Source organism: Pseudarthrobacter sp. PvP004 (assembly GCF_017876035.1).
In the GTDB taxonomy this organism is placed as follows: domain Bacteria; phylum Actinomycetota; class Actinomycetes; order Actinomycetales; family Micrococcaceae; genus Arthrobacter; species Arthrobacter aurescens_A.
In genome coordinates this window covers 4,323,358-4,340,744 of record NZ_JAGINL010000001.1, presented here as the reverse complement: position 1 = coordinate 4,340,744, position 17,387 = coordinate 4,323,358, and the positions used below count along the sequence as shown (strand labels likewise).

The following is a 17,387-nucleotide window of genomic DNA, read 5'->3' as shown; positions in this document are numbered from 1 at the left end:
GGGCAATGTCTGTCGCTGGGATATATGCCTGTTCCGGAATGCATTCCGGAACAGGCATATATTTTGGCTTTCGTCCCTTACTTTATCGGCAGTAAGTTGCGTTGGCGCATTTGTTAACCGCTAGGAACCTTGCGGAGCCTTTGTATAACCTGCACAGAGATCCAGGAACCGGGTGTTGGCTTCCACCTCGCCGATACTTACCCGGACACCCTCGTTTCCAAAGGCACGGACTGACAAGGCCTGTTCTGCCGCCAAGGCAGCAAACTCCGCGCTGTGCTCCCCGAGATTCAACCAAACGAAGTTGCCTTGAGCCTCCGGAACAAACCAGCCCAACGCTCTCAGGCCGGCCGTCACGCGGTCCCGTTCATCGACCAAGCTTTGTACCCTTTCCACAACCTGATCGAAATTCTCGATGGAGGTGACCGCAGCACGTTCCGCAATTTGGGAAACGGCAAAGGGAGTGGCCGTCACGCGGAGGTGCCGGGTCAGCAAGGGACCGGAGACACTGTAGCCAACGCGCAGACCAGCCAGGCCGTGCGCTTTGGAGAAGGTCCTCAGCACTACCACGTTGGGGTATTTGCGGTAGAGCTTGATGCCATCCACAGCGTCGGCGTCCCGAACGAACTCCTGGTACGCCTCATCGATGACCACCACTACGTTGGGCGGCACTGCTTGGATGAAGCGTTCCGTTTCCTCGGCCGTGAGGATCGGTCCGGTGGGGTTGTTCGGCGTGCACAGGAGGATCACCTTGGTGCGCACGGTGACTGCAGCAGCCATAGTTTCGAGATCGTGACGCCCATCGTGCAGCAAAGGGATTTGCACACTGGCTGCCCCAGCGAGTCCCACGCAGATGGGGTACGCCTCGAAGGAACGCCAGGCGTAGATCACCTCGTCCTGCTTGCCGTCATCATTCTGCCCGGCGAACGTCGCCAGGATCTGGTTCAGCGCCCCAAGGCTCCCGGCTCCGGTGACGACATCGTCAGCAGGAACATCCAGGAAGCCAGCCAACGCGTTGCGAAGTTTTGTAGCCAATGGGTCCGGGTACCGATTGATGTCGGACTGGTCTGCGATTGCCTGCAACACTGCGGGAATCGGAGGCAAGGGGTTTTCGTTGGACGACAATTTGTAGCTTGTGAGGCCCTCAATCGCGGCCGGGGGTTTACCGGCCGCATATTTGGGGAGCCTGTCCACGACCGGACGGGGGATGACGCCCTCCGGTACGTTGTCAGTAGTAGTCATGGTTTCAAGCCTACTTGCCCATCCGCGGCTGACACCGAGCTCTTTAACAGGCGTGTGTGAAAGCATGGGCCCATGGGTTCATTCATCATTCGTGTCCTTATCAACGGGCTTGCCCTGTGGGTTGCAACCTGGCTGCTGCACGGCATGGATATTTCCACCAGCGCCACCCAGTCAGCCGCAGCCAACGCCGGACTCACCCAGGGCGCGGACACCGCCGGCATTATTCTGGCGTACCTGTTCATCGGCCTGATCTTCGGAGTGGTCAATGCCTTCGTCCGTCCCTTGGTTAGGCTGTTGTCCCTTCCTGTGACCATCCTGACGCTTGGCCTGTTCACCATAGTGATCAACGCAGCCATGCTGTACCTGACTGCATGGCTGAGCACGTTCACACCTGTGCACCTCACTATTGATTCCTTCTTCTGGACAGCAATCCTGGCCTCGATCATCATCAGCATCATTTCCATGGTGGCGGGCCTGATTCCAGGTGCCCGCAAGCGGTAGCAGTCACCTTGCGCCGGCCGACGACCTGGACTCCGGAAGATTTGGAATCCGAAGCGTTTCCCGACGGTCCGGCAACGGATCACGCTTCAGTTTGAACCTGGTCACTTTGGCCGCGCCGCCAGCACCTACTATTCCTGTAAATGCCATTGTCGAAGCCGCCAGAGATGGATCGCGGCTCGCAACGACCAGCTCGGCTCCTCTCGCATAGTTCTCCTGACCGTGTCCTGGCCCGATACCGGGGTCTTCCCCTTCTGGAGTTTTGACTTCATCGGTCAGCGTGACGGTGACCCTGTCTTTTGTATCCGGGTTCATCCGGCCGTCCGTGCCAGGGACCCAGTCCTGAACGTGTTCCAGATGGAGTGAGCTGATGCCGGGCTCAGGAGTGATGTCTCCAACAGGGGCTCCCGCTGTCAGCACATACTTGAGGTCGAATTCACTGAGAAAAGCTTTGTTCCGGCTCAGGTTCATGGCGTGAATACCGCCTTGGCTGTGTCCCACAGCCACCACTTGGTCACCCGCTTCGGCACCCGCCTCACGGAGTGCTTGGCCAACGGCCGGCACAACTTCTTCGGAGTCGTAGCCCACAGCCTCGCCAATTCCTTGGACGTCTAAGGGATTGGTACCGGGTGAATCAAGCTGGGTTCCCGGGATGAGCACCATCCATGAAGCGGAGCCGTTGGTTTCAAAGCCAATGACCTCAATCTCGCCGTCGTTAAGGGAGTGAAGCTTCTCGAGGCGCCGGAGACTTTCTGCCATAGTCGGCTGCAAATCCTCGGCGCTTTCATCCATCTTTTCGATGCTCACCGGGCGGGGCTGATAGACGGCCACTGGTGGCGAATCAAGAAGGTGGTGCACCACGTCTCCCACCCCATAGCCGTCGGGGATGCTGCGGTTGTAGTTCTCCTCCGTAAGGTCCCGCCCCAGCGCGAAAATGCCATGTGCGCCGGAGAGCACATATTGATCGAGGCCCAATGCGTGCGGTCTGGAATTCCTGGCCTCGGCTTCCACATAATCTCTGTGGCTGGCTCGCACGCCGGAGCTGACCCCCACCAATTCCTGGCGCACCCGGCCCACTTCCTTCCGACCCTCGGCAACAGCGTTGAGGGCGCTGCAGCCTGTGTCATAGGAGTCGTAGAGGAACGGCTCCAAGGCGTCCTGAATGCGACGGGTCTCTTCCTCTATGCCAAGAAGTTGCCGGACCAAATCATCAAGCTGACCGGCACCTCGAAGCAGTTCTTCGAGCTGAAAGGAGATCCCTCCCACGCCGCCCCGGATGGATAGGGATCCGTCCTGAGCCGGGGGCAGCGGCAGAGGTGCTGCCCCGGCTCCCACTGGAGCTGAATCAGCCATCATGGACCTCTCTCGCCCGAAACGGAGACGTTCTGGGAGTGACGGAGCACCAAAGCAACGGCGGCTTCCACGACCTCACGCGCACGCATCAGCGCTGAAGCGTGCAGGGCAAGGGTTGTCCGGTAGGCGCGCCCCGCGGGAGAAAGCCAATCCTCCACCTGCGCTCTCCGTAGGGACGCAAGGATAGCGTCCACTTGGTCCACGCACGATTGCATTCGCCACGCCAGCCTCTGGACTTCGTGACTTCGGGAAGCACACTCCAGTGGATCAAAAGTGGGCGGGTTGGGTGCAGGCATCAAGCCGACGCTCATTGTCTGTGTTCTCCATTGGTTGTTCTGCTGATGGGTAGGCTAGACGCTACGGAGCAGAAGAACCCAAAGGAAGCGCGGCCGTCGGCTATGTGGATAACCCGTTAGCCCGTCCACATAGCCTCGTCATCGACTCCATGGGCCCGCGCGGAACATGAAAGAATAGACCTCATGGCTGAATCCCTCCGCGTGTCCCTCGCTTCCGAACCCCTCGCCCTTGGCCCCCTTGACGGCCGCTACCGTGCCGCCGTCGCGCCCCTCGTGGACTACCTGTCCGAGGCCGCACTTAACCGCGATCGCGTTCACGTTGAAGTTGAGTGGCTCATCCACCTGACCAGCCAGTCCGTTTTGCCAGGAGCGGGCCCGCTGTCCGACGAACAGGTGGCCCAGCTGCGCGCCATCGTTACCGAATTCGATGCCGCGTCCGTTAGCGAACTAGCCGAAATCGAAGCCGTCACCGTCCACGACGTCAAAGCTGTTGAGTACTACATCGGCCGCCGGCTGCCTGCCATCGGCATTGAGAACCTCACGGCTCTGGTCCACTTCGGTTGCACGTCCGAGGACATCAACAACCTCTCCTACGCCGTGGGTATCAAGGGCGCAGTGGAAGATGTGTGGCTGCCCAACGCCGCCGCCCTCGTGAAGCAGATCGAAGCCATGGCCGCAGCAAACCGCTCCGTGCCCATGCTGTCCCGTACGCACGGCCAGCCCGCTACGCCCACCACACTGGGCAAGGAACTAGCTGTTATCGCGCACCGCTTGAACCGCCAGTTGGCGCGCATCGCCAAGACTGAATACCTCGGCAAGATCAACGGTGCCACCGGAACGTACGCAGCCCACGTGGCTTCAGTCCCGAGTGCCGACTGGGAAGCAGTCGCCAAGACCTTCGTGGAAGGCCTGGGTCTCACGTGGAACCCGCTCACCACGCAGATCGAGAGCCACGACTGGCAGGCCGAGCTGTACGCGGACATCGCACGCTTCAACCGCATCCTGCACAACGTCTGCACTGACATCTGGAGCTACATCTCCATCGGTTACTTCCGCCAGATTCCGGTTGCCGGGGCCACGGGTTCCTCCACCATGCCGCACAAGGTCAACCCGATCCGCTTCGAGAACGCCGAGGCCAACCTGGAGATCTCCAACGGCCTCCTGGACACGCTGGGTGCCACCTTGGTCACCTCCCGCTGGCAGCGCGACCTCACGGACTCCTCCTCCCAGCGAAACATCGGGGTCGCCTTCGGCCACTCGCTGCTCGCTATCTCCAACGTAGCCAAGGGATTGAAAGCCCTCGACGTCGCGGAGGAAGTCCTCGCGGGCGACCTCAACACCAACTGGGAAGTCCTTGGCGAAGCCATACAGATGGTCATGCGTGCCGAGGCAATTGCCGGTGTCGAAGGCATGGAAAACCCCTACGAGCGACTCAAGGACCTCACCCGCGGCCAGCGCGTGGACGGCGCCCGCATGCAGGAATTCGTACAGGGCCTTGGCCTCTCCGCAGACGCCGAAGCCCGCCTGCTCGCACTGACCCCGGGCAAGTACACGGGTATCGCGGACAAACTGGTGGACCACCTGCAGTAGGGATCACCTGCAGTACTACTGAACGCTCAACGACGGCGGGCCAGGGCTGGGTGCCCCGGTCCGCCGTCGGGGTTAATCCGTAGTCGGCGTTTAGGCTGGTGAACAGAAGCGCGTTCCTTCCCGGTTGCTATTGCCAGCAGGTCAACGGGGCCCGTGAGACACGGCGTACCGGGCTGTTCCGGTGCTGAGTCGGCTGGTTGGCTGGGAGTAACCGGGCAGGAGCGCGGCAGGCCAGTAAGACCGAAACGGTTACGACGTTAGGAGCGGAGCACTCATGAAGCTCCTGTTGATTAGGCACGGACAGACGCCCGGCAATGTGGCTGGCCAGTTGGACACCGCGTTCCCGGGCCCGGGACTGACTGAACTCGGTGAACGCCAGGCGGCCGCCCTTCCGGAGGCGTTGGCCGACGAGGCAATCGAAGCCCTGTACACCTCAACCCTGCTGCGCACCCATCGGACCGTAGCTCCTCTGGCGCGGGCCACAGGATTGGAGCCGACAATCCTTGAGGGTGTCCATGAGATCGAGGCCGGTGCACTGGAGAAGAAAACTGACCATGAATCCCACCGCCGCTACATGGGCACGGTCTTCGCTTGGACAGACGGAGACTTGGATGTGCGCATGCCGGGAGCGTTCAGCGGGCACGACTTCTTCGCCAGGTTCGATGCTTCCGTTGACAAAGTCGCAGCAGCGGGTCATTCGACGGCGGCAATCGTCAGCCATGGTGCCGCGATCCGCTGCTGGGCCGGGCGCAGGGCAACGGACATCGATACCGTGTTCGCCGAAACGCATCAACTCCCGAACACCGGGATCGTGGCACTGGAAGGGGACCCCGAAGGCGGATGGCGGGTGCTGCACTGGGACCAGATCCCTGTCGGAGGCATGGCGTTGGCAGACCGAACCGCCGAGGACCCCACGGGCGAGGCACTCCAACCCTGATCCCCGCGAGCCTGCTTCGGCACGTCGCGAGGCCGGGCCCGCAATTCTCCCGACGCTTACGCGCAGGAAACACCACGGTAACCACAGCTCCCTAGGCTTAAGACGCATAGACACCTCCGACGAAACCCGGCGAATTGAGGCACAAATGCAGACGAACCCACGGCTCAACATTCGGCAGGTCACGTGGGCCAACCCCGTGGGCGCAGACCTCCGCGCCGCACAGCAGGCAGAACTGGATTCACGCTTCGGAAGCACGGACCATGAGCCCGGCCCTCCACCGTCGGAAGCCGACACTGCGGTCTTCGTGGTGGCTTACGAGAAATGCTCAGGACAGCCGCTGGGATGTGGCGGGCTCCGCATGCTGGATGAGAACACGGCCGAAATCAAAAGGCTGTACGTGGTCCCCTATGCCCGGGGATCGGGAGTGGCGAGCTCCATCCTGGCAGCGCTCGAGGCCCAGGCTCATTCCCACGGGTTCACTGTGATTGCAGCGGAGGCCGGATCGGCACAGTCAGATGGCCGGAGCTTCTACGAAAGTGCCGGTTTTGCTCCCGTGCCGAACTTCGGCCCGTACATAGGTATCAACGAATCGTATTGCTACTCCAAGCGGCTCGATTCACACAGTGCTTCGCACACGGCAATGGCCTAGCGGAGGGGACTGGTCTGGCGCGGCGCCGCAACATCAAGCGAAGGTTGCCCCAGTTCGATAATCTCGGATTATGGAAAAAGCAGACATCACCTTTCGCACCCGTAAATGGGTGCGGCCCGAGGACCTTAACGCCAACGGCACACTCTTTGGTGGAAGCCTGCTGAAGTGGATCGATGAAGAGGCCGCGATCTACGCCATCCTCCAATTGGGCAACGGCCGCGCCGTGACCAAGTACATTTCCGAGATCAACTTTGTGAGCTCCGCAGTCCAGGGCGACTTGGTGGAGATGGGGCTTACCGCGAAGCGCTTCGGTCGCACGTCCCTGACCATGCGCGCCGAGGTCCGCAATATGATCACACGGGAGGCGATCCTGACCATCGAGGAAATCGTCTTCGTGAACCTCGGGCCCGATGGCCGCCCGCAACCGCACGGCTACACGGAGATCACGTATGACCGCGACCGCATCCCCACGCACCACCTAACCGAAACGCTCGACGAAGACTGAACCACCCGGCGTCGGGCGCTTTATCACTGCAGGTACCGGAACACAGTCCATGTGCGGGAATTCAGGCGGCAGTCGGGGGTGTGCCGCGCACTGAATGTCGCCTTCCGGCCGGCCCCTGCCGAGCGAAACATTGCCTTGCCCCCACATGCCAGGCAGACCAACTGCTGCCGCCGTGGCTCCTGCCAGTATTCGTCGTGGTTATCAAAGTCCTCGGCATCCCAGTCTTTCCGGTCGGCGAGGCACAGTGCCCTTCTCATCGGCTGTGGCTTTCGAGTAGTAAACAGCACTTATACGGGTGCTGGCGGCCGCGATCAACGCGGCCGCCAGCCTATATATCCGGTGACGGGAGTGTGTGTCACCGGAACTTTTGGGGCGCCTGAACCGAAGGCGTTAGCGCCGGTCGAACGTCAGCCCACCGGGCACTTGGAACGTCGGCATAAGTTCGAGCATGCCCACATTCACGTGCCGCGGCGTTTCGATGGCGTAGTCCAAGGCGTTGACGATGTCGTCCGTGGTCAGCGACTCGTAGCCCTCGTAGTAGGTCTGCCAGGCCTCTTGCATGGCCTCGGGCGTGCCGCCCATGTTGCGGCCGAAGATCTCGGTTTCCACACGGCCCGGGCAGATCTCGGTGACGCGGATGCGCTTGCCCACGGTGTCGTTGCGGAGCTGGCGGGAGATCTGGTGCACGGCGGCCTTGGTGGCGTGGTAGACCGTGTGGCCGTAGAAGTTGTAGGTGCCGGCGATCGAGCTGATGTTGATGACGTGGCCGAGGTCGCGTTCCACCATGCCTGGCAGCACCAGGCGCGTGAGCTGCAGCAGGCCGCGAAGGTTTACGTCCACCAGTTCGTCGATGTCGGCTTCGGAGGAATCCAGGATGTTGCCCGGGCGGGAGACGCCGGCGCAGTTCACCAGAACGTCCACCTGGAGGTCATTTACGACGGCGGCCAGCGCGGCCGTGTCCGTCAGGTCCACTACGTGCGGGATGGCTCCGGTGCGGTCGGCCAGCTCGGCGAGGCGTTCCTCGTTGCGGGCCACGGCGTGAACCGTCAGTCCGCGCTTGGAGAGGCGCTCGGCGATGGCTGCACCCATGCCGGTTGATGCTCCGGTGACGAGGGCGGTGGTGTAATCGGAAAAGGTCATTGGGTCCTCCAAAAGGTGGGGATCGGTGGGGCTCAGTGCGCCGGACCCGGAAGCCCGGCGCACTGGCCGCAGGTATGCCGCAGTGGGTGGGGGTTAGGCGTCGCGCAGTGGTTCGTGCGCGCGGTCCTTGACCGTGCTGACAGCGATCAGTGTGCCGAGGGCGGTGACCACTGCGTAGAACGCGGGCATGTAGATGTTGCCGGTGCTGCCGATCAGCCAGGTCATGAGCAGCGGTGCGGTGCCGCCGAACAGGGCCGAGGAGATGTTGTAGCCGAGGCCGTATGCGGAGTAGCGGACGCGGGTGGGGAACAGTTCGACGATCAGGATGTGGATGACCGCTGTGTGGCCGGCGAAGACGATTGCCATGATGCAGGCGCCGAGGATGGCCAGGCCCATTTCGCCGGTGGCGATGAGGGCGTAGGACGGGATGCCTAGGACTGCCATGGCGATCGCGGAACCGGCAATGACCTTCTTGCGGCCAACACGGTCGGACAGGGCGCCCATGAACGGGATGGCGATGCAGATGACAACCAGGCTGCAGGCCGTCACCAGGAGGGCTTCGCCGATGGTGAAGTTCAGCTGCTTGCCCTTAAGGAACGTGGGCATGTAGGAGAAGAGGACGTAGTAGCCGGAGCCATTCATCAGCGGGATGAAGAGAGCCAGGAGCATGGCGCGGCGGTGTTCCTTGGACTGGAAGGCTTCCTTGAGCGGGTTCTTGGAGAGACCGCCCTCTTCCTTCAGCTTCTCGAAGTTGGGGGTGTCGCTGATGGCCTTGCGGATGTACCAACCGATGATGCCCATGGGGATGGCCACCAGGAACGGGATACGCCATGCGAAGGAGCCGAAGCCGCCGCCGTCGATAGCTGCTTGGGTGAGCCAGGGCGACATGGAGAAGGCTACCAAGGTACCCGTGAGCAGTGCTGCGAAGGAGGCGATCTGCGCGTAGGAGGTGATGATGCCGCGCTTGCCTTCCGGGGCGTGCTCAGCAAGGAAGGTCATGGCGCCGGCAGCCTCGCCGCCAACGGAGAAGCCCTGGAGGAGCCGCATGAGGACCAGGAGGATCGGAGCCGCGATGCCGATGGCTGCATAAGGGGGCAGCAGACCGATACCGGCGGTGGCAACACTGATCAGGAGGATGACGAAGACCAGGAGCTTTTGCCTGCCGATCCGGTCCCCGAGGTAGCCACAAACCACCGCACCGAGCGGGCGGACAAAAAACGAAACCGCGTATCCGGCGAACACGAAGAGCAAGGCGTTGTCCGGATTGCCCGGGGCCAGGAAGACGAGAGCCAGCGTTCCCGCCATGAAGGCGAAAATGCCGTTGTCGTACAGTTCCACGAAGATGCCAACACAACCTGCGGTGACAACCTTGCGGGTTTGGCGGCTCGTGAGCCGCTCATGCTGCACTGGTGCAGCGTTGGTGCTTGCGGTCATGACTTTTCCTTACTGAGATGAGCGTAGCAACGCCTACTGGTATGACGACAGGGTTTTAGCTGCATGCCGCAACTGGTAGGTCCTGCCACTGGGGACGGCATCCGATACCAAGGAGTCCGAAGACGGCGTTGACGGATTCGCGGAGGGTCTCAAGTTGGGCCCGCGACCGCCTATGGGCGGCAGTTGCTTCTGCCACTGTGGTTTTCCGAAAACGGACCTTGTCCCCTGGCCTTGCTTGGGCCAGGACATCCAGTCCGGTGCTGGTGACCACTGCAAGGACCGGGTACCCGGCCGTGACGCCGCGTCCCCGGTGCAGTACCAGCAGTTCTTCCCTTGAGGGAACCTCGACGGCGCCCACTGGCACGCCGCGGGAAAGGACCTCATCGCTTGAGGTTCTTTCCGGAAGTTCTCCGCCGAGCCGCAGGCCAATGTGGTTGCTACGGCCGCTTACGACATACTCCGAGGTGAAGAGCAATTCACCGGATTCGCCAAACTCTGCGACGTCCGGGCCGTCGGTCACATCGACCGAAAGGTCTGATCCCATGCTTGGGCGTTCAAGGCCCAGCCGGAAGAGGGGAAGGTCGAAGTACGGCTGGCGTACAGGACTTACGCTGCGCCGGCTAAGGAGCGTGGTTCCTTCCTGAAGCTGAAGTCCGAAGCCCACCACGGTGTCCGGGGCTGCACTGCCAAGCAGTGTCCCTGCCTCGATGGAGCCGTGGATGGCCAGGTAGGCACGGAGCCCACGGTGGATTCCCCGGATGGACACGGATTCGCCTGCCCTGACAGATACGGGTTCCCACTGGCTGCAGGGGCGTCCACCGACTGTCAGCGTGAGCGGAGCACCAGTAACGGCGATCAGGACGTCGCTGTTCGCTTTCATCCGGAAGTCGAGGGCCGTGATCTCCAGGAGGGGATGGTTGTCCAGATTTCCGGCCAAAATGTTTGCAGCGCGGGCCGAGTATTGGTCCAGGGCACCGTTGACTGGAAGTCCAAAGCGGGGTCCGCGGAACCTGCCGAGGTCCGTGACAACCGAGTTGCCGGGCTGCTGGATCAGGATCTCGCCGCTCACGGCAGGGGCTCCAATTCCATGGGTTCCAGTTCCATGCCCACGAACTCGTGGAAGTCTTCGGAGCGGATCTGCCGGAACCGCAGGATGTCGCCCGGCTTGTAGGGGACCAACGGTTCGCGGCGGATATTGAGGACTGACAGCGGCGTCTGACCGATCACGCACCACCCTCCGGGAGCGGCTGCCGGCGCGATGACTGCCTGGCGTCCGGCTACTGCCACCGCACCCGCAGGCACACTGAGCCGGGGATCCTTGAGGCGGGGTACAGGCTTGGGGAACGCGGGACCGTCCATCATGGGCGAACCCGCGGGGGCACCCAGACAGCGCACGGTGTAGGTCTTTTCGGTGTGGAGGCGGATGACTTCTTCGAGGTCAATCCCCTGATGCTGTGCAACGCGTTCCAGGTCGGGACCGTAGTCGCCCCCATAAACCACCGGAACGTCGAATTCCCGAGGCGCCTGCGTAACATCGCCGGCGTGGCCGAGTTCCAGAAGCCCGAGCTTGACGAAGGCGCGCACTTGACGGGCCGAAACCAGGATGGGATCGAACTCCACCAGCACGGAGTCATACGTAGGAACCGCGCCCTGGAGACCCTCGGCACCGCAGCTTTCCAGCCAGTCAGCCAATCGGTGGACTGTTAGCCAGTTGTCTTCACGGGCTTCAGAAATGGCGACGACGCGAAGCGCGGAGTCTCCGGATTCGTGGACTTCGGTGGGAGCCACTGCCAGGACCGACATGTCAGGCCGCCTTCCTCTTGGCATCCATGACCTCAGCCAGCGGGGCGATGCGGACGCCAGCGGAGATGAGTTCCGAACGGATCTGCCGAGCCAGCTCAACAGCACCGGGGTTGTCCCCGTGGAGGAGCAGCGTATCGACGTCGATATTAATGTCGTCGCCGGTGGCGCAACGGATCTTTCCGTCAACCACCATGCGCAGCGTGCGGTCCACGATCTCTGTTGGATCGTGCAGCACGGCGCCGGACTGGCTGCGGGGAAGCAGCGTGCCGTCTTCCTGGTACGCCCTGTCCACGATGCCGACGATTGCGACATCCAGCCCTGCTTTCCGAGCGGCGGTGGCGAGTTCGCCGTCCTGGGCAACAACAATGAGTTCGTTGTCGACGCGGGCTGCGGCGTCAGCCACAGCCTGGGCGTAGTCGGCGCGGACAGCCACGAGGTTGCCGAGCCGTCCGTGCGGCGCGAGGTGCGTGACCTTAGTGCCGTGGAAAGCGGCGAAGCCGTTCAGTGCACCCAGCTGGTAAAGCACGTCGTTCTGTACCTCGCTGGCAGAGAGGCCCATGTCGCGCCGCCCAAACCCACGCAAGTCGGGGAAGCTCGGGTGCGCTCCGATGCCCACGCCGCGGCGAACGCATTCTGCAACGGTGGCCGCCATGATGTCCGGATCACCGGCGTGGAACCCACATGCGATATTGGCGCTTGAGACGATCTCCAGGAGCTCGGAATCGTCGCCAATGGTGTAGGCGCCAAATCCCTCTCCGAGATCCGCTACAAGATCAATTGTGGACGTCACGTGGTTCTCTTTCCGTGGTTTAGCATTCGGGGCTGGAAATGCAACAAATAGTCCGCAGGAGGATTAGTTGAATTCCCGGAGAATGGCAGTCGCTTCTGGAAACCAAAGCGTTGCCTGAAGTTCTTTCTAGAAGTCTCGCACCGGTCAACCACGTTGCACAAAGACCTAATAGCTATCCCGTGATAGCTCTCCGTTATGACCTGCACCACCCTGTACTGTGGCTTGGGTCCCAGTGGTGCCCGGATAGAATTTCCCTTACGCACGCCACCCGGGGACGTGGCCCTCCAGGAAGGCAGACCCATGGATACGCGCAAACTCTCATACTTCGTGCAGATCGTTGACTCAGGCAGCATCACCAAGGCTGCGGCCGCGCTGCACGTGGCCCAGCCCGCCCTCAGCCAGCAGGTGTCAGCACTGGAGAACGACCTCAAGCAGCGCCTCCTGATCCGCAGCAAGCAGGGCGTTGAGCCGACAGCGGCCGGGCACACCCTCTACCGCCACGCGCAATCGATCCTGCGGCTGGTGGAACAAGCCCGGCAGGACGTGGCCACCTCCGGAGCTGCTCCCTCCGGCCGGGTCTCCATTGCGATCGCGCCCTACAGCATGGCTTCAAGCCTGACGCCCCAGATCATCAGGGAAGTAGGGCGCCGCTACCCGGATATCGTGGTGCACCTGACAGAGATTTTTGGTGGCGTGTTGAGCGAGGCCATCAAGAACGGCCGCCTCGATATGGCGCTCATCTACGAGCCTGGAAAGATCCGCGGCGTTCAGTTCACCACCATGATCGTGGAGGATCTCCATCTTGCGGTTCACCCTGACGTGGACATCGAGCACGGCAAGGACACGATTACGCTCGCGGAAGCGAGCACAGTGGGCCTGTTCCTTCCGGAAAAGAACCACACACTGCGACAGCTCATCGAGAAGGGCTTGGCGGACCAAAATCTGCCGCTCCGGCTGGTGGGCGAAGTGGAATCGGTGCCTTCGCTGACCCGGCTCATCCGCGCCAACCTGGGTGGCACCGTCCTGCCGAAGTCGGCCGCAGATGCCCTCTTCCCCGACCAGGACTTCAAAGTGTTGCGGATCGTTGAGCCTGGGCTCCAGAGCAAGATCGCACTCTGCACCCCTGACCACGAGCCACTGTCAGAGGCCGCGTCGGCCGTGCTCATGGTCGTCAAGGAGATGCTGCACCAACAGCTGATCAGCAAATACGGGACGGACCCCGTGCAACTGCCGGCCCATCCATAACAATCCCTTATCCGGACAGACAGCTTTGGTCTTATTCACAACCGATTTAATTTCCTAATATCGAATTATCAAGAAATTCGAAAGCAGCTCACGGATTCCGCGGGCACGTTCAAAGGAAACAACGGTGAAAAAGATCAGCACGGCCGGATGGGTTTCAAATCCAACCCGCGGAACGATCAGCGCACGAACCGGATTTCACTGCCCACGGAATGGCTTTTGGCGTCCGATAGGCGGCATAGGCGAACCCCTGTTTGTTTTCGAGGGGAGCCTCATGCCCGCCCACGCCGGCAGCAGCATCGAATGGCATCTGGTGGACACGCGTCCGGGGCACTCTGGACTCGACTGACCGGTCCCGGAACCGGGCGGCCCGCGCAACCCGGCCACACGCCGTCGTACTTCACCCCCTCAGCTGCACCATCCAAGGCGTCCTGCCACCGCAGGGCGCCTTTTCTGTGCCTGGATACTACCTGGATGCGGCCGGTCTGCCGTCAAAACAGCACACCAGTCAAAACAGCACACCAAAGGGGCCGGCCTCAGCGTCTTTCAAAGACGTGCCACCGGCCCCCGGAACAGCGATCAGTCTTCGACCAGGAGGCCTTTCTCCTTGAGCTTCTCCGTCAGCCCGCAGAGCTCAATGGTGTTTCCGCCGTCGTGGTAGAGCTTGATGAGTTCGCGCTCGTGGTCGTCGCGAGCCTGGGACAGTGCGATGACTTCCTCGGCCTCCTCGCGGCGGACCACCACCACGCCGTCAGCGTCACCACGGAGGATATCGCCCGGGTAAATGATTTCGTCACCGAAAACGATCGGGTGGTTGATCGGACCGAGGGTTTCCTTGACTGTGCCCTTGATGCTGACGCTGCCGGAGAAGACGGGCAGTCCCAGCTCAATCAGGTCCTGGGTGTCGCGCACGCCTGAATCGGTGACCATGGCGGCGATGCCCTTGGCCTTCATGGCATTGCCCAAGACGTCGCCGAACGTGCCGGCTTCGGCCATCTCCTGCGCTCCGACCAGGACGACGTCGCCTGCCTGGGCGTAGTGGATGGCCACCTGGAGCATGAGGTTGTCCTGCGGTGCGCAGGCGACCGTGACGGCAGGGCCGCAGAAGGACATGGAGCGGTCGATCGGCTTGATCCTGGAGCTCAGGGCGCCGCGGCGGCCCTGTGCTTCGTGGATGGTTGCGGAAGAGAAGGCCGCGAGGCGGCTGACGACGTCAGCCTCGGGGCGCTCGAACTTGGTCTTGACGTGGATCATTTTCGGGTTCCTTCAGTTTTTGGGGAGGCTAGTTGAGTGCGTTGACGGCATCGCTGATGGAGTCCACGCCGGCGTTGATGGTCTCCAGCGAGGTGGCGAAGGAGATCCGGAAGTACGGGCCCAGGCCGTAGGCCGAACCCTGGATGACGGCCACGCGGGCAGCGTCCAACAGGTAAAGGGTGAAATCTTGGTCGTTCTCGATGACCTTGCCGTCGGGCGCGGTCTTGCCGATCACGCCACTGCAGTTCACGTAGGCGTAAAAGGCGCCTTCCGCTGGCGCGACGGTCAGACCGTTGATGGCGTTGAGGCCCTCGACGGCGGCGTCCCGGCGCTTGCGGTACACCTCCACGCTGTCGCGGACGAAGGACTGGTCGCCGTTCAGCGCCGCCACTGCGGCGGCTTGGCTGATGGACGACGGGCACGACGACGTCTGGGACTGCAGCTTGTTCATGGCCGCAATCAGGGGCGCGGGTCCCACGCCGTATCCGAGCCGCCAACCGGTCATCGCGTACGCCTTGGACACGCCGTTGACCAGCAAGATGCGGTCTTTGAGCGCCGGGGCAGCAGTGACCAAGCTGGTGACGCGGCCGTCTCCGAAGTGGATCTCATCGTAGATCTCGTCGGTGAGGATAAAGACGTGCGGGTGCTCCTCAAGGACCGCGCCCAGTGCCTGCAGTTCCTCCCTGGTGTACACAGCGCCGGTCGGGTTGGAAGGGGCGTTAAGGATGAGCCATTTTGTGTTGGGGGTGATGGCCCTTTCCAGGGCGTCCGGGGTGAGTTTGAAGCCTGTGTCTTCGCCGCACGGGACGATCACCGGGGTGCCATCGTTGGCAAGGACCATCTCCGGGTAGGAAACCCAGTAAGGCGCGGGGACAATCACCTCATCGCCCTCGTTGAGCGACGCCATCAGGGCTACGTACAGAACCTGTTTGGCTCCGCCGCCAATGGTCAGTTGGTTCCGCTCGTAGTGGTGTCCCGTGTGGCTTTCGATCTTGCGAAGGATCGCGGTCTGGAGCTCCGGCGTACCGGTCACCGAGGTGTACTTGGTCTCTCCATCTCTGATGGCAGCGACTGCTGCTTCTTTGATGTGGTCCGGGGTGTCGAAGTCCGGCTCGCCGACGGTCAGGTCGATGATCGGGATGCCTTCAGCTTTAAGTTCGCGGACGCGGGCGGCCGCGGCGACGCTCGCTGAGGACTTGATGCGGGTGACCCTCGACGCCGGCAGGTAGTCGGACATGTCTCCTCCAGGAAAGTGGGACTCAGGACGCGCGGATTCGCGTATCCCCTTTTTCGAGACTAGGGATTCGCACGCCCTGTGGATAAGACCTAATGTGCGTGGATCTATAAGGGGCTCTTATGACGCGGATCTCTTTGTGGGGTTCCGGAACCCATTCGGCGCACAGAATGCGTATGGACGCACTCTGGGGCACATCTTCCATGCACTTTGCTTATGGGTTCACGCGGTATTGGTATTTCCTTGGACCGGTGAACACTGCCTAGATTCGAGGGATCAGAAGTGCTGTTCCGAAACTGAAAGGGAGCCAATGACAGCCCAAACCAGCTCAGCCCCCGCTGTTTCAGGCCAAGCCCGATCGGCCACCGGACGATATACCTACCGGGCGAAGGCCCCACGTCCGCAGCCCACGGATCACACGGATCACGCCAAGCTGGCGCATGCCCTCGGCGTGCATCGGCAACTGCTGTCCCACGCAACGAGCGCCATCCGTACCCTGACCGCTGCCAGAAACGAGCTGATGGCGCAGGCGATTGAGGATGGGCTCACCATCGCCACTGTTTCAGCGGCCACCGGGGAGAACATGAAGGCGGTCAGGACCATCGCTTTGGCTTATGACGATCTCCACCCGAGCGGGCTCCCCCGCAACGTCCATTTGTCAGCAATGAAGCAGAAGAGCGACGAACTCAGGGCCGCCGAACGTCATCGGGCCCAGATCACCGAACGACGCGAAGCCCTGATTGTGATGGCCCTCCGCAACAAGGTCTGCGATGACCTGGAGCTTGCCTCGCTGACCGGACTCACTCCGGACCACATCCGCCGGTCAACGCGGGGAATCGCCCGTCCTGCCTAGCTTTCGCAACGCACCCTGTGCGTTCCCTCCCGGTTGGCTCGCCCGGCACTGCGGGTCACATCAGCCAAGGACCCGAACGACGCGGGATCACGCGAGCCGTGCACAACCATCCGGCGTGCGCCTCCGGGCAACTGGGAAGGAAGGACCGCCCGATCGTTGAACCCCGGAGCCACGGAGGGTAGAACGGATAAATGAGCAACGACGTGAACTCTTGGATGGATCAGTACATACGCGCGTGGACCTCGAACAACCCTGAGGACATCAAGGCCCTCTTTACCGAAGATGCCGTCTATTCCGACAGGCCGAACACTGAAAAACAATGGAACGGCCACGAGGAGATCGTCAAAGCGTGGGCTGATGCTGGGGACAAACCCGAGGACTGGACCTTCGAGTGGACGCTCCTTGGCCGGGACGGTGACACCGCTTTTGTGCAGGGCCTGACCACGTACCTCAACGGGGAGCCCACCTATGACAACCTCTGGGTGATCCGTTTCGCCGAGGACGGCCGAGCCCGCGAATTCACCGAATGGTACATGGCCCGCAAGCACACCCCGCCCGCACCCAACTGAG

17 protein-coding genes are annotated in these 17,387 nt (G+C 62.0%); 8 read left to right on the top strand and 9 right to left on the bottom strand.

Going from position 1 to position 17,387, the window contains the following annotated elements:
- Window positions 1-120: 120 nt before the first annotated feature.
- Entirely contained in the window at window positions 121-1,305 is a 1,185-nt protein-coding gene (locus J3A64_RS19830) for a histidinol-phosphate transaminase (RefSeq protein ID WP_011776496.1), read from the bottom strand.
- A 6-nt stretch (window positions 1,306-1,311) separates the two neighbouring features.
- Here J3A64_RS19830 and J3A64_RS19825 point away from each other — a divergent pair, with 6 nt between their 5' ends.
- Entirely contained in the window at window positions 1,312-1,740 is a 429-nt protein-coding gene (locus tag J3A64_RS19825; RefSeq protein ID WP_014923114.1) for a phage holin family protein, read from the top strand.
- A gap of 3 nt (window positions 1,741-1,743) precedes the next feature.
- Here the strand turns inward: J3A64_RS19825 and J3A64_RS19820 are convergent, their stop codons facing one another.
- Complete coding sequence (locus J3A64_RS19820) at window positions 1,744-3,090, bottom strand: hypothetical protein (RefSeq protein ID WP_286176414.1); 1,347 nt, start codon at window positions 3,088-3,090, stop codon at window positions 1,744-1,746.
- Window positions 3,091-3,569: 479 nt separating this feature from the next.
- On the opposite strand from J3A64_RS19820, the gene purB reads away from it, so the two are divergent.
- The 4 genes from purB to J3A64_RS19800 all read left to right on the top strand — a co-directional run bounded on the left by purB (window position 3,570) and on the right by J3A64_RS19800 (window position 7,067).
- Window positions 3,570-4,976, top strand: a complete 1,407-nt coding sequence (gene purB / locus J3A64_RS19815; RefSeq protein WP_210065518.1) for an adenylosuccinate lyase — start codon at window positions 3,570-3,572, stop codon at window positions 4,974-4,976.
- A 274-nt stretch (window positions 4,977-5,250) separates the two neighbouring features.
- Window positions 5,251-5,913 (top strand): histidine phosphatase family protein, encoded by a 663-nt coding sequence (locus J3A64_RS19810; protein ID WP_011776500.1) that lies wholly within the window; start codon window positions 5,251-5,253, stop codon window positions 5,911-5,913.
- Between the two features lie 145 nt (window positions 5,914-6,058).
- Complete coding sequence (locus J3A64_RS19805; RefSeq protein ID WP_014923117.1) at window positions 6,059-6,562, top strand: GNAT family N-acetyltransferase; 504 nt, start codon at window positions 6,059-6,061, stop codon at window positions 6,560-6,562.
- Between the two features lie 70 nt (window positions 6,563-6,632).
- Window positions 6,633-7,067 carry an acyl-CoA thioesterase gene (locus tag J3A64_RS19800; protein WP_011776502.1) on the top strand — a complete coding sequence of 145 codons (435 nt, stop codon included), beginning with the start codon at window positions 6,633-6,635 and terminating at the stop codon, window positions 7,065-7,067.
- Between the two features lie 390 nt (window positions 7,068-7,457).
- Here the strand turns inward: J3A64_RS19800 and J3A64_RS19795 are convergent, their stop codons facing one another.
- From J3A64_RS19795 to J3A64_RS19775, 5 genes are all read right to left on the bottom strand, one after another.
- Entirely contained in the window at window positions 7,458-8,207 is a 750-nt protein-coding gene (locus tag J3A64_RS19795; protein ID WP_043806417.1) for an SDR family oxidoreductase, read from the bottom strand.
- 93 nt (window positions 8,208-8,300) lie between these two features.
- Window positions 8,301-9,641 carry an MFS transporter gene (locus J3A64_RS19790; protein WP_144652305.1) on the bottom strand — a complete coding sequence of 447 codons (1,341 nt, stop codon included), beginning with the start codon at window positions 9,639-9,641 and terminating at the stop codon, window positions 8,301-8,303.
- 55 nt (window positions 9,642-9,696) lie between these two features.
- Window positions 9,697-10,710: a biotin-dependent carboxyltransferase family protein gene (locus J3A64_RS19785; protein ID WP_011776504.1), complete on the bottom strand. Its 1,014-nt coding sequence runs from the start codon at window positions 10,708-10,710 to the stop codon at window positions 9,697-9,699.
- The gene (locus J3A64_RS19780) at window positions 10,707-11,444 is read right to left on the bottom strand and encodes an allophanate hydrolase subunit 1 (protein WP_011776505.1); all 738 of its coding nucleotides are present in this window, start codon (window positions 11,442-11,444) and stop codon (window positions 10,707-10,709) included. The genes J3A64_RS19785 and J3A64_RS19780 overlap by 4 nt, the downstream gene beginning before the upstream one ends.
- Window position 11,445: 1 nt before the next feature.
- A complete protein-coding gene (locus J3A64_RS19775; protein ID WP_011776506.1) occupies window positions 11,446-12,234 on the bottom strand; it encodes a LamB/YcsF family protein in 789 nt (262 codons plus the stop codon).
- Between the two features lie 300 nt (window positions 12,235-12,534).
- On the opposite strand from J3A64_RS19775, the gene J3A64_RS19770 reads away from it, so the two are divergent.
- Entirely contained in the window at window positions 12,535-13,479 is a 945-nt protein-coding gene (locus J3A64_RS19770; RefSeq protein WP_210065516.1) for a LysR substrate-binding domain-containing protein, read from the top strand.
- A gap of 576 nt (window positions 13,480-14,055) precedes the next feature.
- Here J3A64_RS19770 and J3A64_RS19765 read toward each other — a convergent pair.
- Together J3A64_RS19765 and J3A64_RS19760 are read right to left on the bottom strand one after the other, a co-directional pair.
- Complete coding sequence (locus tag J3A64_RS19765) at window positions 14,056-14,730, bottom strand: 4-carboxy-4-hydroxy-2-oxoadipate aldolase/oxaloacetate decarboxylase (protein ID WP_011776509.1); 675 nt, start codon at window positions 14,728-14,730, stop codon at window positions 14,056-14,058.
- A gap of 28 nt (window positions 14,731-14,758) precedes the next feature.
- On the bottom strand, window positions 14,759-15,967 hold the full coding sequence (locus J3A64_RS19760) for an aspartate transaminase (RefSeq protein WP_210065514.1): 1,209 nt from the start codon (window positions 15,965-15,967) through the stop codon (window positions 14,759-14,761).
- 307 nt (window positions 15,968-16,274) lie between these two features.
- Between J3A64_RS19760 and J3A64_RS23815 the strand changes: the two genes are divergently transcribed.
- The gene (locus J3A64_RS23815; protein WP_286176412.1) at window positions 16,275-16,817 is read left to right on the top strand and encodes a hypothetical protein; all 543 of its coding nucleotides are present in this window, start codon (window positions 16,275-16,277) and stop codon (window positions 16,815-16,817) included.
- 191 nt (window positions 16,818-17,008) lie between these two features.
- The gene (locus J3A64_RS19750; RefSeq protein ID WP_210065511.1) at window positions 17,009-17,386 is read left to right on the top strand and encodes a nuclear transport factor 2 family protein; all 378 of its coding nucleotides are present in this window, start codon (window positions 17,009-17,011) and stop codon (window positions 17,384-17,386) included.
- Window position 17,387: the final 1 nt, after the last annotated feature.